The following is a 16,966-nucleotide window of genomic DNA, read 5'->3' as shown; positions in this document are numbered from 1 at the left end:
TTTCTCTGGTTGATATTTACAATGAACATCATTCCCAAAGGGAATAATCATGGAGGAGCCGTATGCGATGACCCGCACGTACGGAACTGCGAGAGGCGCATGAGTGATTCATGCGCCTACTCTATTCACTTTTGTTAGAATAACCTTCCTCATAATATGGTTGAATAGGAAAATACTAAAGCAAAAGCGTGTTTCCTACTAGATTTAGCGAGATCATACGCGAGGTATGATACAATCAATAAATCTAAAGAAAAATTACATACAGATTGGATTGGAATAAATGGCAGATACGGTTCATTTAAAGATAAAGCCTAAATTCATAAAGAAGTATCGGAGCGGATTTCCGCTTATAGTATCAGAAGCAATTAGCAATCTAAAGGATTTAAAAGAGGAAGGCACCATCGTCAAATTGGTCGACGATAACAATCGATTTATTGCTAAAGGCTATTATGGAAAACAGAACAAAGGATATGGCTGGATTCTAAGTAAACAAGAGCATGAGAAATTTGATATGCATTTCTTTAAAAACAAAATAACCTCAGCGATTTATAAAAGAAAAAACTTATTTTCCGATGAAGATACTACTGGTTTTCGAGTTTTTAATGGAGAAGGCGATGGTGTAGGTGGAATTACGATTGATTATTTTAACGGGTACTATTTAATTAATTGGTATAGCAAAGGTATCTACCAATTCCGAAATGCTATTATCGAAGCATTAAAAGACGCTGTTGACTATACGGGAATCTATCAGAAAAAGAGGTTCGATGCTAAAGGACAATACATGGAAGATGATGATTTTGTTAGTGGTGAGCGTGGAGAGTTCCCAATCATCGTAAAAGAAAACGGTGTTAACTTTGCAGTTTATCTCAATGAAGGTGCAATGGTAGGTGTGTTTTTAGATCAACGTGAGGTAAGGAAAACAATCCGCGATAAATATGCCAATGGAACGAATATGTTAAATACATTCTCTTATACAGGGGCATTTTCTGTGTTTGCCGCATTAGGAGGAGCTACTAAAACGACAAGCGTTGACTTAGCCAACCGTAGTAAGCCAAAAACAATAGAACAATTCAGCTTAAATGGAATTGATTATGAAGCACAGGATATTATCGTCGAGGATGTATTTCAGTATTTTAAATATGCTGGTAGGAAGCAATTATTGTTTGATTTAGTAGTTTTAGATCCACCAAGCTTTGCTAGGTCTAAAAAGAATGTGTTTAGTGCGGATAAGCATTATAAAGATCTTCTGAAAGAAGCGATCGCGATAACAGAAGATAATGGGGTCATCGTCGCCTCTACAAATAGTAGTGCATTTGGTATGAATAAGTTCAAAGGGTTTATCCAAAAAGCCTTTCAAGAAACTGGTTTTCGCTATAAAATAGTGGAGGAATTTTCACTACCAGAAGATTTCCGTACTATAAAGGAATATCCAGAAGGTAATTATTTGAAGGTAGTGTTTGTGAAGAAGATCAAGTAGGGAAAACCTTCTAAGTTAGCATCATGTTAAACTTAGAGGGTTTTTCCTTTGCTGAGAAGGGATTGTACAGTCATCTGAAACACTTCAGCTCTGTTCATTTATTACACCAAAAAAACTTATCAAATCATTCAGGTGATAGTCTTTTTTTTGCTATAATAAACTAATGGAAAGATAGGGATAAACGATATGATTATTATCTTATGATTAAGCTGCTACAAGGCGTGATAGATAAAGTTTGTAATAATGGAGGATTAGACCTTTGTATACCAATATGAAAGAATGGAAGCATGTATTTAAGCTAGACCCTGCGAAGGAAATTGATGATGAGGATTTAGAGCTCATTTGCGAATCTGGTACAGACGCAATTATTGTAGGCGGAACAGATAATGTAACCCTTGACGGGGTGTTGGATTTATTATCCAGTATACGCCGGTACACGGTTCCTGTTATCTTAGAAATCTCGACGATGGAGGCTATTACTCCAGGATTTGATTATTACTATATTCCAATGGTTATGAATAGTACCGAGAAAAAATGGATGATGGATATTCAGCATGAAGCCATTAAAGAATATAAAGATATCATGAATTGGGATGAGATCTTTGTAGAAGGATACTGCATCTTAAATGAAGAGGCAAAAGCCTTCCAGCATGCCAACTGTAAGTTACCGAGTGATGAAGATGTGGTAGCCTACGCATATATGGCGGAGAACGTGTTTCATCTTCCTATATTCTATATAGAATATAGTGGAAAATACGGAAATCCAGAGTTATTGCAGAAGGTACGTGGAGAGTTAACGAATACACTTCTTTTCTATGGAGGCGGAATAGAAACGCCAGAACAAGCAAGAGAAATGAAGGATCATGCAGATGTAATTGTTGTTGGCAATAGCATCTACACAAATTTGAAGGAAGCTTTAAAAACAGTTTACGCAGTAAAAAGTAACTAATAAGTACTATCTATTGAATTTCTGGAAGTATACAAGCCATGGTGGTTAGAAGGAATAGGGATAGGACGTTTGCCAAAGATTTTGAAGGAAGGTGTTTTAACATGAGTCGTGCAATCGATGACTTAATCAAAGGTTTAAACAAACAGCAACAAGAAGCTGTAAGACATACAGAAGGACCATTATTAATTATGGCCGGTGCTGGTAGTGGAAAGACTCGTGTGCTAACACACCGAATAGCATTTTTAATGGAAGAAAAAGGTGTTTCACCACGTAACATTCTGGCCATTACATTCACGAATAAAGCTGCCCGTGAAATGAAAGAGCGTGTTAGTAAACTAGTAGGACCAGAGGCAATCGATATGTGGGTGTCTACTTTCCACTCGATGTGTGTACGAATTTTACGACGAGATATTGATCGGATTGGCTTTAGTCGTAATTTTACAATATTAGATAGTAGTGACCAGTTATCTGTCATCAAACAAGTATTAAAAGAATTGAACATAGATACGAAGCAGTTTGAGCCACGTGCTATGCAAGGACAAATTAGTAGTGCGAAGAATGAACTAATTACGGCAGAAGAATTCTCGAATAAAGCAAGTAATTTCTATGATAGACAGGTTGCGCGAGTATATGAAGGTTATGAAAAAGTACTACGTAAAAACCAGTCACTAGATTTTGATGATTTAATTATGCAGACGATTCATTTGTTCAAGCGTGTACCAGAAGTATTGGAATATTATCAGCGGAGATTTCAATACATTCACGTGGATGAGTACCAAGATACGAACCATGCGCAATATACACTTGTCAAACAACTAGCTAATCGATTCCAAAATATATGTGTGGTTGGGGATTCTGACCAGTCTATATATCGTTGGCGTGGTGCGGATATTTCGAATATCCTTACCTTTGAAAAGGACTACCCACTTGCAAAAACTGTATTCCTCGAGCAAAATTATCGTTCTACAAAATCAATTCTAGAAGCAGCAAATAAAGTCATAGCAAACAATCCAGGACGTAAGCCTAAAAATCTTTGGACAGAAAATCCTGATGGACAGAAAATCAATTATTATCAAGGTGCCACTGAACAGGATGAAGCTTTATTTGTTACAGATAAAATACGTGAGTTAGTTCGTGAAGAGGGCTACTCACCAAATGATATTGCGATTCTTTACCGTACCAATGCGCAATCTCGTGCGGTTGAGGATACCTTAATGAAGTCTGGCGTATCGTACCAGATGGTTGGTGGCATGCGATTCTATGACCGTAAAGAGATTAAAGATATGATCGCTTACTTGAGGTTAATTACTAACCCAGATGATGATCTCAGTTTTGAACGTGTCGTAAACGAGCCGAAGCGTGGAATTGGGAAAACATCTATCGACCGGTTACGAGCATACGCTGCAGAAAATGGCATGTCCTTCTATCAAGCGGTGGAAGTGGTTGATTTTACCGGTGTGACCAAAAAGGCTGCACAGGCACTTGCAGAGTTCGGAACTCTTATCAAAACCTTAAATCAACAACAAGAATTTTTAACCGCAACCGATATGGTACAGCAAGTGTTAGAACGATCTGGTTATGAAGAAATGCTGAAAAATGAACGTTCCATTGAATCCCAGAGCCGACTGGAGAACTTAGAGGAATTTATGACGGTTACAAAGGACTTTGAGGAGGCAAGTGAGGATAAGACATTAATAGCCTTCTTAACCGATTTAGCGTTAATTGCTGATATTGACCGGGTGGATGAGGAAGACCCTGATAACGAGGAAAAAGTAACCTTAATGACGCTTCATGCTGCTAAAGGACTAGAGTTTCCAGTAGTATTCTTAATCGGGATGGAAGAAAACGTCTTTCCACATAGTCGTGCGATGTTCGACAATGAAGAAATGGAAGAAGAACGCAGGCTTGCCTATGTAGGGATTACACGAGCAGAGAAGCAATTATTCTTAACCAATGCTAAAATGCGTACACTTTATGGCCGTACGAATATGAACCCGGTTAGTCGATTTATCAATGAAATTCCAGAAGAGCTAATCGACGGATTAGAGCAGATGAGGCAATCTATGTTTGGTTCTAGCTCGTTTGGTAATGATTTTAATAAGCAGGAAAGATCGCCATTTGGTAATCCGTCTAGAACGAGACCGACACCTAGCCAGCCGTTAGGACAAGCGCAACCGAAGCGTAAGGCAGAACGGATTCAATCCACCACCGGTGCTGAATCGGAAACTTGGAAGCCCGGGGATAAGGCATCACATAAGAAGTGGGGCGTTGGTACCGTTGTAAAGGTTCAAGGTGAAGGAGATAAGATGGAACTGGATGTTGCCTTCCCAGCACCGACAGGTATTAAACGATTACTAGCAAAATTTGCACCAATTACGAAAGAACAATAGGGAGGTGCTTGTGGAAATGGATAAGGCCACGGCACAGGAAAAAATAGAGTCCTTAAAAAATTTATTAAATCAATATGCACATGAATATTATGTGTTAGATAATCCCTCTATTGAGGATTCAGAATATGACAAAATGTTAGCTGAGCTCCAAGTGCTAGAAGCGGAATTTCCGGAATTCATAACAAGTGACTCTCCTACCCAACGAGTTGGAGGAGAACCATTAGAAGGATTTCAAAAGGTACAGCATACTATTCCTATGCTTAGTCTTGGTAATGCATTTAACGAGCAAGATCTTCGTGATTTTGCTCGTCGTGCAAGCCAAGGAACCGATAAACCAATTTCCTTTGTTTGTGAGCTTAAAATAGATGGACTCGCTATTTCACTTACATATGAAGATGGTAAGTTTGTCCGAGGAGCGACGCGAGGAGATGGGACAACAGGGGAAGATATTACAACGAATCTCCGAACGATCAAAAGTATCCCACTTTCAATCAAGGAAAAACAAAAGATTGAAGTTCGCGGAGAGGCTTATATGCCACACAAATCGTTTCTAGCTCTCAATAAACAACGGGAGGAAGAAGGATTAGAATTATTTGCTAATCCGAGAAATGCAGCTGCAGGTTCGTTAAGACAACTAGACCCGAAAATTGCTGCATCCCGTAATTTAGATGTGTTTTTATATGGGATTGGCGAGTGGGAAGCAGACCAGGTCTCCTCTCACAGTGAACGTCTAAAGCAGCTAAAAGAGCTTGGATTCCGAACCAATCCGGAATGGAAGAAATGTGACACGATTGAAGAAGTGTTAGCCTATGTAGCGTATTGGACAGCAGAACGCCCTAATCTACCATATGAAATTGATGGGATAGTTATCAAGGTGGATGATTTACAAATCCAGGAAGAGCTTGGGTTTACAGTCAAAAGTCCACGTTGGGCAATCGCTTATAAATTTCCAGCTGAAGAGGTTGTCACTCGACTAACAGATATTGAATTAAGTGTAGGTCGTACTGGTGTGGTAACACCGACAGCGATATTAGACCCGGTAAGAGTTGCAGGTACAACGGTTCAACGTGCCTCCTTACATAATGAGGACTTAATTCGAGCTAAAGATATCCGAATCGGTGACACAGTCGTAATCAAGAAGGCAGGGGACATCATTCCTGAGGTTGTTCGTGTTCTACCTGAGCAACGTACTGGAAGTGAACAACCATTTTATATGCCAGAGAAATGTCCTGCATGTGGTAGTGAATTAGTGCGATTAGAAGAAGAAGTTGCCTTACGCTGTATCAACCCTAATTGCCCTGCACAGCTTCAAGAAGGTCTGATTCATTTCGTATCAAGAAATGCCATGAACATTGATGGTCTAGGTGAAAAAGTCATTAATCAATTATTCCGTGAAGGATTAATTCATACAATTGCTGACCTTTATCGTCTAGAGCGGGAAGAATTGCTTAAGCTTGAACGGATGGGTGAAAAATCTGTTGATAATCTATTGAGCGCTATTGAAGCCTCCAAAGCCAATTCCCTAGAGCGGTTACTATTTGGACTAGGAATTCGCTTTATCGGAGCTAAGGCAGCGAAAACGTTAGCAACAGAATTTGAAACGATGGATAAGTTACAGCAAGCAACATATGAGGAATTAATCGCTGTAGATGAAATTGGCGATAAGATGGCTGACTCCATAGTGCAATACTTTGCTGAAGAAAAAGTAACTGCTTTAATTAATGAATTAAAAGAGCTTCAAATAAATATGGAATATAAAGGGCCGAAACGAGTTGAAGTAAGTCTCGATTCAAATCCATTTGCTAGTAAAACGTTTGTATTAACTGGAAAAATGGAGCAAATGTCACGGCCAGAAGCGAAAGAACGTATTGAAGCCTTGGGTGGTAAGGTGACTGGAAGTGTTAGTAAAAAAACAGATGTCCTAGTCGCTGGAGAAGACGCTGGTTCGAAATATGATAAAGCAGTTGAACTTGGGATTACGATTTGGAATGAGGAAGAATTTATTGATAGGCTGGAAGGCGAATAAGGAGGGATGGCACCTTGAAAAAAATAAGTATATTTCTATTAAGTATGCTTGTTCTGCTAACAAGTTGTATACCAGGCTTAAATGATAAGGACGATGAATTGCTACAAACGGAAGAACAACCAACGGGACAGCCTTCTATTGTACCAACCTATAAGCTTTCGGATGAAGAGTATAGCGTAGTTTTACCGTACAGAACGAGTAAAGCAAGAGGGGTTACTACACACCAAATGGCGGATAATCGTCTTGATATCGATGAATTGGAACAAGGGCTAATGAGGCATTCGAAGGAATATTTTGATCCGAGTCAATTTTATTTTGAAGAAGGTCAATATTTGGATAGTACAACCGTATATGAGTGGATTGATGAATTGAATCCACAAATTAAAACGAATGCAGAAGAGGAAGAATATCGAGAAAACCCGAGATATTTAACGCATATCCTAGAGCAAAACTTTATAAAGAGAAATGAAGATAAAACAGCGGAATTGGCAGGGTTGTCGATTGGTTTAGCGATGAAATCCCAGTACCGCTTTCAAATGGAAATAGGCGGACCATATTATTATGAACCGATTTCAGAGAAAGCAATGCTAGCAGAGGGTGAAAAGTTCGCTCAAACGATTTTAGAACGGATTAGAGAGATTGACGGTCTTCAAAATGTACCAATTATGTTTGCCATCTATAGGGAAGAGAAACAGGGTTCAGCAGTACCAGGGAACTTTGTTGCGAAAACGTATGTTAAAGAAGGCGATAGGAAGATTAATGATTGGGGAATGATTGATGAAGAATATGTTTTATTCCCATCTAGAGAAGCAGAAGACAAGTATTTTGATGATGCCCAAATTGTGAATTCATTTGGTAAAGATATAGCAGACTTTTTCCCGAATTATGTTGGATATATCGGTGAAGGATTTTATGTGAATGAACAATTGCAGAAGTTAACCATTGAAGTGCCAATTGAATTCAATGGGAAGGCAGAGATAGTCGGATTTGCGCAATATACGTATGGATTGGTTAAGGATGAGTTTCCAAATAACTATGATATCGAAATTAAAATAACCTCAAGTGATCGGTTAGAGGGCTATATTTATCGTGAAGCTGGAGAACAAAATCCAACTGTTCATATGTTCAATTAGTAAGATGTTTGAAGCAAAGCTGATATTACGTTAGAATAAGGGGTGGATATATTCCACTCCGTTTTCTGCGATATATTGTATATTAGACTCCTAAGATAGATTAATAAAACGGTAGGAATAAATTGGATTACAATATGGGAGGTTTTAATTTATGGTAGTACCTTACAAGCATGAGCCATTTTTGGACTTTACAGTTGAAGAGAATAAGCAACAAATGCTAGATGCAATCGCAAAGGTTGAAGCTGACCTAGGGAAAGAATATCCACTCATTATTGGTGGAGAGCGCATCTTTACAGAAGATAAGATTGTGTCCGTCAATCCGTCTAATAAAGAGGAAGTAATCGGGTATGTATCAAAAGCTAATCAAGAACTAGCAGAAAAAGCAATGAAAGTTGCTGATGAAAGATTCCAAAATTACTGGAGAATTTCTGATCCTAAGTTCCGTGCAGATATCTTGTTCCGTGCAGCTGCCATTGTGCGTCGTCGCAAGCATGAATTCAATGCACATCTTGTAAAAGAAGCTGGTAAGCCTTGGAAGGAAGCAGATGGTGAAACTGCAGAAGCCATCGACTTTTTAGAGTTTTATGGTCGTCAAATGCTTAAACTAAAAGATGGTATGCCAGTAAATAGCCGTCCTATCGAGCATAACCGTTTTGATTACATTCCATTAGGGGTAGGACTAGTTATTTCTCCTTGGAATTTCTCATTTGCAATTATGGCAGGAACTGCAGTTGCTGCGATGGTAACTGGTAATACAGTATTATTAAAACCAGCAAGTGTAACACCAGTAATTGCTTATAAATTTATGGAAGTACTTGAAGAAGCTGGTATGCCAGCAGGTATTATTAACTACATTCCTGGTCCTGGTAGTGAGGTAGGAGATTACTTAGTTAATCACCCACGTACGCGCTTTATTAGTTTCACAGGTTCACGTGAAGTTGGACTAAATATTTTTGAAAACGCAGCGAAAATTCAACCAGGTCAAATTTGGTTAAAACGTACTATCCTAGAAATGGGTGGTAAAGATACGATTGTGGTAGATAAAGAAGCTGATCTTGAACTAGCAGCTCAATCTATTGTACAATCTGCATTCGGCTTCTCAGGACAAAAATGTTCTGCATGCTCTCGTGCAGTCATTCATGAGGATGTATATGAGCAAGTCAAAAATCGTATTGTTGAATTAACAAAAGAATTAACTGTTGGTGATCCAACTGAAAATCTATACATGGGACCGGTTATTGACCAAGGTTCTTATGATAAGATTATGAAATACATTGAAATCGGTAAAGAAGAAGGTAATTTACTAGTTGGTGGTACTGGTGATGATTCTAAAGGCTGGTTTATTAACCCAACTGTAATTGCTGATCTTGATCCAAAAGCTCGTATCATGCAAGAAGAAATCTTTGGACCAGTTGTTGGTCTAACAAAAGCAAAAGATTTCACAGAAGCAATCGAGATTGCTAATAATACAGAATTTGGACTAACTGGTGCCGTAATCACGAATAATCGTGAGCATCTAGAACAAGCACGCAGAGACTTCCATGTTGGAAACTTATACTTCAACCGTGGATGTACTGCTGCAATCGTTGGTTACCAACCATTCGGTGGATTTAATATGTCAGGTACAGATTCAAAAGCAGGTGGCCCAGACTATCTAATCCAACACATGCAAGGTAAAACAACTTCTGAAATGTTATAATCATGAAGCCTCTTTCCATTAGCCGAAAGAGGCTTTTTTACAGGCCTATGAAATTTAGGAAAAAACTATACATGGAAAGATAATTTTACGACAAGAAGCGACAAAATTCGTCAAAGCGAATTGGATTTTTTTATCATACCTTTCCTACTTTCCTCATTTTAGGAAAGTAGGAAAGTTTTTTGGGCTTTATTAGTACTTTTTACCCCCAACTTTCCCAATATGAAAATTCAAAAAATATGCTATTATATATTTAACAAATAGAAATAGAGGCAAATGGTAGGAGGAATTTAACGTGGAAATCGGCTCCTTTATCAAATTACAGCGAGTGAAGCAAGGTATGACTCAAGAAGAACTAGCAGAAGGAATTGTTTCTATGTCCTATTTGTCTAAGATAGAAAATCTTCGTGCAGAGGCAAGTCCAGAAGTGGTAAGTATGCTATGTACTAGACTGGGTATTGAGCTTGACAGCGAGAAGAATATAACTGTTAAGGAAAAATGTGAACAGTGGTTTAATTTACTTTTCGAGGTTAATGATAAAAAGGAAATAATTGAAAAGTATAATGAGTTAAATGAATTAATGACCATGATTCGTTCCGATGGTTATATGTTGTTTGAAATACATAAAATTAGATACTATCTAGTACTAGGTGAAATTGATAATGCATTAAAGCAAATTAATAGTTTAAATGAAGTTTCAAGTACTTTTGATAGTTTATGTCAATATTACTGGTATAAGTTTAGAGGGAATTACAATTCTGTAATCGGTGAATACAACCAAGCAATGAGGATGTATAAAATTGCGGAAGAGAAGCTTAAGCATATACATATTTCCGAAGAGGAAATTGCTGATCTTCATTATGCTGTATCGATTACACATAGTAAATTGCTAAACGCACTTGAAGCTATTGAATATTCAAATAAGGCAATAGATGTTTTTCAAAAGGCATATAATTTTATACGTTGTGCACAGTGTCATATTGTCTTAGGGATTTCATATAGAAGAATTAAAATGTATGAAAAAGCAATTAAACACTATAATCTAGCAAGGCACCTAGGCGAACTTAATAAAAGTAAGCAAGTTATACAATTAACAAACCAAAATCTAGGTTATCTTTATGCTACTATTGGTGATTCTAAGGAAGCTATAAAGTGCTTTAATGAAGTAGTAAACAACGAAGAAATTCATTTAAACGAAAGGCTAATTGGAATAACAAATCTAGTAAAGGAATATTATAAAATTCATAAACATGATTTAGCAAAACAAGCTATTGAACAGTCAAAAGTGCTATTAAAGGAACTTCCGAAAAATCATGTTAATTATAAATTTTATGATTATATAATTCAAACCTATCAATATGTTATTGATGAGAGGTCTGATGAATTTATTTCGTTAGTAACAGAGGACTTTATTCCTTTCCTACAAAAAAGAAAGGATTACCTAAATCTAATCTTGTTTTCAAATATGTTAGGTAAGCATTTTGAAAGCGTAGGAAGATATAAAGACTCTGTTAAATACTATAAACTAGCAAACCTCACATATGAGGGAGTAGTTAATTTATAAGAAAGGAGGGATGAAATATGAAAAAACTATTTGCTTCAATCGCACTAGGTACTCTTCTGATGGGAGGATTTTTCTTTATGCAGGACCAACAAACTGATTTAGCACATGGTGAATCAGAACCAAGTGTACTAAAACATTCAACTATTGTAACTAGCCTTTAATAACTATTAGTCAATTTACTTAAGCTTGTCAGTAATCTATGTTTTTTACCCTATTACTATATGATAGATTTGCCTGAAGTGGTGAAAGCTACCTCAGGTCTTTTTTTGTTTACATAGTTTTTTACGTAAAACCGACAATTTTCTTATTGTAACATTATTTAGAATATTGTACAAAAATTTCGATTCATTAATGGAATGTAACCAATTTATGTTATTATAAATGAAAGAGTTGAACCTTTATTGGGATATGGAGATAGGTATTAAATGATATATTACATATGTATTCCAATAAACTACCATCCAAAAGAAAGGGGTTACAAAAATGGAGATTGATGGATTAACTTGGTTCTGGTTGTTTGTGCCTATGCCTTTACTGATTATATTTTCAACTATTTCACTCATTACGAACAAAAGGAGGAATTAATTGATGAATACAACAGTCTTATTGACGTTTATTTTTTATTTAATTGGGATGCTTGCTATTGGTATTGTCATGTACCGTAGAACAAATAATTTATCGGACTATGTGTTAGGTGGTCGTAAACTAGGACCTGCAGTTGCTGCCCTTAGTGCTGGAGCATCAGATATGAGTGGTTGGCTATTACTAGGACTACCAGGTGCTATTTATTTATATGGTTTAGGGGAAGCGTGGATTGCTGTCGGACTTGCAACTGGTGCTTACTTAAACTGGCAATTTGTTGCAAAACGTCTACGTGTATATACAGAGGTATCCGAAAACTCTATTACGCTACCAGACTTCTTGGAACACCGTTTTAAAGATAATTCTCACCTCTTACGTGTTATCTCTGCGCTAGTTATCTTGCTATTCTTTACCTTTTATACATCATCTGGTATGGTTGCGGGTGCAACATTATTTGAAGCCTCATTTGGATTAGACTATCAAGCAGCATTATGGATTGGAGCTCTTGTAGTGGTTTCCTATACTTTCTTAGGCGGATTTTTGGCTGTTGCTTGGACAGACTTTTTCCAAGGAGCACTAATGTTAGTAGCAATTATTGCCGTACCAATAGTAGCAATTAATAATATTGGTGGCTGGGATAAGGCGGTCGAAGCAGTAGGTGCAATAGATCCTGGACATTTAAGTATGATTACTGGTGTCGGAGCCATGGCGATTATTTCCTCACTTGCTTGGGGATTAGGTTATTTTGGACAACCACATATTTTGGTTCGCTTCATGGCCCTTCGTTCTCCAAAGGATGTACCTAAAGCTAGATTTATCGGTACTACTTGGATGATTCTAGGTCTTTATGGTGCGATTTTCACAGGTTTTGTAGGATTAGCATTTATTAGTACACAGAATCCTGCATATTTAGGTGACTATGGGATTAAGGTTATTTCAGAGAATGGCGTGCAAATGCTAGACAATCATGAGGTAATCTTTATTGCCTTCTCTCAATTATTATTTAATCCAGTTATTTCTGGTATTCTATTAGCAGCAATCTTATCAGCTATTATGAGTACGATTGACTCGCAATTACTAGTTTCTTCTTCAGCTGTGGCAGAGGATTTCTATAAAGCAATTCTTCGCAAGAAAGCTTCAGAAAAAGAACTTGTATGGGTAGGAAGAATCGCAACCGTAGTAATTGCCTTGGTAGCAACCATTATCGCTATTAACCCAGAGGCGTCAGTGCTTGATTTAGTTGGGTATGCATGGGCTGGTTTCGGTGCAGCATTTGGACCAACTATTATACTAGCATTGTACTGGAAAGGAATTACTCGTTGGGGTGCATTAGTTGGGATTGTATTAGGTGCTGCTACGGTAGTAATATGGGGCAATATGAAAGGCGGAATTTTTGACCTATATGAAATTGTACCTGGTTTCATTCTTAATTTATTGGCTGCTGTGATAATTAGTTTACTTAGCAAGCCAAGTCCTGAAATGGAAAAAGAATTTGATGAAGTACAAGCACAATTAAAGTAAAATAGAGTATATTCTAAAGCCACTCCTGTTATTTTGGGGAGTGGCTTCTCCAATATATCCCTGATATTTGCCTATACCTAATAAATTCTGCTATTATCAATAGTATTGTAGAAGTTTTTTTAGATATAAGGAAAAGTAAAGTGCGCCTGCTCCTGTGACGGTATAGATGCAGAAATCTGCTAGTCTCGGTGACCGAACTACAACATCCTGGATTAGACTATCTTTACTTTTTAACAAAATATATGGAGGTGCGGAAAATGGCAGAAATCAATAAAGAGCAAGTAAAGCACGTAGCAAATTTAGCACGTCTTGAAATTTCAGAGCAAGAGGCAGAAATGTTTACGGAACAATTAAGTTCTATTATAAAGTTTGCTGAACAATTAAATGAAATAGATACAGATGGCATTGAGCCGACCACACACGTACTAGACTTGAAAAATGTGATGCGTAAGGACGAGCCTAGACAGTGGATTACAAGAGAAGATGCATTGAAGAATGCACCAGATCAACAGGATGGGCAGTTCCGTGTACCATCAATTTTAGAATAAGGAGGGAAAATCATGTCACTATTTGACCATAGTATTAAAGAAATCGAGGCAAAATTACATAACAAAGAAATAACAGTTAGTGACCTTGTTGATACTTCTTATAAACGTATTCATGAAGTAGAGGATAAGGTTCATGCTTTCCTAACATTAGATGAAGAAAATGCCAGAGCAAAAGCGAAAGAACTAGATTCTGAAACAGATGCTACTGCTAAATTATTCGGTATTCCAGCAGGTATTAAGGATAATATCGTTACAAAGGGACTACGTACGACTTGTGCAAGTCAGTTTTTACGTAATTTTGAGGATCCGCTATATGATGCAACGGTAGTAGAAAAATTGAATCAAGAGAAATCTGTTACGATTGGTAAGCTGAATATGGACGAATTTGCAATGGGTTCATCCAATGAAAACTCAGGCTTTACCCCTACCCGTAATCCATGGAATACAGATTATGTACCAGGTGGATCAAGTGGTGGATCTGCAGCGGCAGTAGCAGCAGGAGAGGTTCTATTCTCCTTAGGCTCGGATACTGGTGGCTCGATTCGTCAGCCAGCAGCGTTCTGTGGAGTAGTTGGATTGAAGCCTACATATGGACTAGTTTCTCGTTTTGGACTAGTGGCATTTGCATCTTCCTTAGATCAAATTGGCCCATTAACTCGAACAGTAGAAGATAATGCACGTGTATTAGAAGTTATCGCAGGTCATGACCCTATGGATTCTACTAGTGCAAATGTAGAAGTTCCATCTTATACAGAAGCATTAACTGGTGATGTAAAAGGCTTAAAGATTGCTGTTCCAAAAGAATATTTAGCTGAAGGGGTAAACCCGGAAGTAAAAGAAGCAGTCTTAGCTGCATTAAAGGTGTATGAATCATTAGGTGCAACATGGGATGAGGTTTCATTACCACATTCTAAGTATGCAGTAGCAACGTATTATTTACTATCTTCATCCGAGGCATCTGCAAACCTTTCCCGCTTTGACGGAGTTCGTTATGGGGTTCGTTCTGAAAACGCGGAAAACATGATTGATATGTTTAAGAAGTCTCGTAGTGAAGGATTTGGTGAAGAGGTTAAACGTCGTATCATGTTAGGTACCTTTGCACTAAGCTCCGGTTACTATGATGCATATTATAAAAAAGCACAAAAGGTTCGTACCTTAATTAAAAATGACTTTGAGAAAATTTTCGAAGAGTATGATGTTGTAATTGGACCTACAACGCCAACACCAGCATTTAAGGTGGGCGAGAAAATTAATGATCCATTAACGATGTATGCGAATGATATTTTAACGATTCCAGTAAATTTAGCTGGCGTACCAGGAATTTCAATCCCATGTGGCCTATCTCCTGAAGGGCTTCCGATTGGGTTGCAAATTATCGGTAAGCATTTTGATGAGCGTACTGTATTCCGAGCTGCACATGCATTTGAACAAGCAACAGATCATCATACAAAACGACCTCAAATAGGAGGTGCAAACTAATGAATTTTGAAACGATTATTGGTTTAGAAGTACACGTAGAGCTTAAAACAAAATCAAAAATCTTTAGTCCAAGCCCAAACGCATTTGGAGCAGAACCGAATACTAATGTGAACCCAATTGACCTTGGCTATCCGGGTGTTCTTCCAGTGTTAAATGAAGAAGCGGTTAACTTTGCCATGAAGGCTGCAATGGCGCTTAATTGTGAAATTGCAACACATACAAAATTTGACCGTAAAAACTACTTCTATCCAGATAACCCAAAGGCATATCAAATCTCCCAATTTGATCAACCGATTGGTGAGCATGGTTGGATAGAAATCGAAGTAGGCGGCAAGAAAAAGAAAATCGGAATTACTCGTGTCCACTTAGAAGAGGATGCTGGTAAGCTAACCCACGGTGAAGATGGTTATTCCTATGTTGACTTTAACCGACAAGGTACACCACTGATTGAGATTGTATCAGAGCCAGATATGCGCACACCAGAGGAAGCATATGCTTATCTAGAAAAGCTTAAAACAATCATTCAGTACACCGGAGTTTCCGATGTGAAGATGCAAGAAGGCTCCCTTCGTTGTGATGCGAACATTTCTCTTCGACCATATGGTCAAGATAAGTTCGGAACGAAAACAGAATTAAAAAACTTGAACTCTTTTGCTTTCGTACAAAAGGGATTAGAGTTTGAAGAAAAACGACAAGAAAAAGTATTATTATCTGGTGGCGAAATCCTCCAAGAAACACGTCGATTTGATGAGAAGACGAAAGAAACCATTTTAATGCGTGTAAAGGAAGGTTCTGATGATTATCGTTACTTCCCAGAACCAGACCTAGTACCGCTTTATATTGATGAGGCATGGAAGGAGCGTATCAAGAATGAAATTCCTGAGCTCCCAGATGCACGTAAACAACGCTACATCACAGAGCTAGGATTACCAGAATATGATGCAGCAGTTTTAACAGGATCAAAAGAAATGGCAGATTTCTTTGAAGAAACGATTCAAAATGGTGCTGATATCAAGCAAGCATCTAACTGGTTAATGGGTGAAGTGTCTGGATACATGAACAAGCACTACAAAGAGCTACATGATTTAGCTTTAACCCCAGAATCGTTAGGGAAAATGATTCAATTAATCGAGAACGGCACAATTTCCTCTAAGATTGCGAAGAAAGTCTTTGCTGAACTAGTAGAAAAAGGTGGAGACCCAGAGGAAATCGTTAAAGCGAAAGGTCTTGTTCAAATTTCAGATGAAGGCCAATTACGTGAAGTGATAACAGGTATTTTAAATGAAAACGAACAATCCATTATTGATTACAAAAATGGTAAAGACCGTGCACTTGGATTCCTAGTTGGACAAGTAATGAAAGCGACCAAAGGACAAGCAAATCCACCAATGGTTAATAAGATTTTAATTGAAGAAATGAATAAACGATAAGCTTGGTAATATATTCCTAAGCCTGTAGAATGCATATTCTGCAGGCTTTTGTGCGCTTGGCAGCGCTCCGAACTTAAGGGTGAAAGTCCCAAACACGCCGTAGTGGCGGAAGTGTATAGCTGACAGGCAGTGCATGCTCGTGAGGGAATGTGCGGAGGGCTTGAAGGCAAA

12 protein-coding genes are annotated in these 16,966 nt (G+C 37.9%); all 12 read left to right on the top strand.

Features of this window, described 5'->3' with window-relative positions; genetic code table 11:
• Positions 1–280 precede the first annotated feature (280 nt).
• Positions 281–1,477: a class I SAM-dependent rRNA methyltransferase gene (locus AAIB49_RS17595; RefSeq protein ID WP_343458776.1), complete on the top strand. Its 1,197-nt coding sequence runs from the start codon at positions 281–283 to the stop codon at positions 1,475–1,477.
• 271 nt (positions 1,478–1,748) lie between these two features.
• The gene (pcrB, locus tag AAIB49_RS17590) at positions 1,749–2,426 is read left to right on the top strand and encodes a heptaprenylglyceryl phosphate synthase (protein ID WP_445254535.1); all 678 of its coding nucleotides are present in this window, start codon (positions 1,749–1,751) and stop codon (positions 2,424–2,426) included.
• A 101-nt stretch (positions 2,427–2,527) separates the two neighbouring features.
• Complete coding sequence (gene pcrA / locus AAIB49_RS17585) at positions 2,528–4,816, top strand: DNA helicase PcrA (RefSeq protein WP_343458775.1); 2,289 nt, start codon at positions 2,528–2,530, stop codon at positions 4,814–4,816.
• A gap of 16 nt (positions 4,817–4,832) precedes the next feature.
• Positions 4,833–6,842, top strand: coding sequence for an NAD-dependent DNA ligase LigA (gene ligA, locus AAIB49_RS17580; protein ID WP_343458774.1), 2,010 nt, complete (start codon positions 4,833–4,835; stop codon positions 6,840–6,842).
• Positions 6,843–6,856: 14 nt separating this feature from the next.
• A complete protein-coding gene (locus AAIB49_RS17575; protein WP_339217034.1) occupies positions 6,857–7,975 on the top strand; it encodes a CamS family sex pheromone protein in 1,119 nt (372 codons plus the stop codon).
• A gap of 151 nt (positions 7,976–8,126) precedes the next feature.
• Positions 8,127–9,674, top strand: coding sequence for an L-glutamate gamma-semialdehyde dehydrogenase (gene pruA / locus AAIB49_RS17570; RefSeq protein WP_343458773.1), 1,548 nt, complete (start codon positions 8,127–8,129; stop codon positions 9,672–9,674).
• Positions 9,675–9,966: 292 nt separating this feature from the next.
• A complete protein-coding gene (locus AAIB49_RS17565; protein WP_343458772.1) occupies positions 9,967–11,235 on the top strand; it encodes a helix-turn-helix domain-containing protein in 1,269 nt (422 codons plus the stop codon).
• A gap of 17 nt (positions 11,236–11,252) precedes the next feature.
• Complete coding sequence (locus tag AAIB49_RS17560) at positions 11,253–11,396, top strand: hypothetical protein (RefSeq protein ID WP_211742144.1); 144 nt, start codon at positions 11,253–11,255, stop codon at positions 11,394–11,396.
• A gap of 427 nt (positions 11,397–11,823) precedes the next feature.
• On the top strand, positions 11,824–13,338 hold the full coding sequence (putP, locus tag AAIB49_RS17555; RefSeq protein WP_343458771.1) for a sodium/proline symporter PutP: 1,515 nt from the start codon (positions 11,824–11,826) through the stop codon (positions 13,336–13,338).
• Positions 13,339–13,595: 257 nt separating this feature from the next.
• Positions 13,596–13,886, top strand: coding sequence for an Asp-tRNA(Asn)/Glu-tRNA(Gln) amidotransferase subunit GatC (gene gatC, locus AAIB49_RS17550; protein WP_186869003.1), 291 nt, complete (start codon positions 13,596–13,598; stop codon positions 13,884–13,886).
• Between the two features lie 12 nt (positions 13,887–13,898).
• Positions 13,899–15,365: an Asp-tRNA(Asn)/Glu-tRNA(Gln) amidotransferase subunit GatA gene (gatA, locus tag AAIB49_RS17545; RefSeq protein ID WP_343458770.1), complete on the top strand. Its 1,467-nt coding sequence runs from the start codon at positions 13,899–13,901 to the stop codon at positions 15,363–15,365.
• Complete coding sequence (gene gatB, locus AAIB49_RS17540) at positions 15,365–16,795, top strand: Asp-tRNA(Asn)/Glu-tRNA(Gln) amidotransferase subunit GatB (RefSeq protein ID WP_339217028.1); 1,431 nt, start codon at positions 15,365–15,367, stop codon at positions 16,793–16,795. Before gatA ends, gatB begins: the two co-directional genes overlap by 1 nt.
• Positions 16,796–16,966 lie beyond the last annotated feature (171 nt).

The sequence above is a fragment of the Ornithinibacillus proteolyticus genome (assembly GCF_039581225.1).
Lineage (GTDB): Bacteria > Bacillota > Bacilli > Bacillales > Amphibacillaceae > Ornithinibacillus > Ornithinibacillus massiliensis.
Note: the sequence above shows the minus strand (reverse complement) of the source record. Positions and strands in the feature narration are given on the sequence as shown.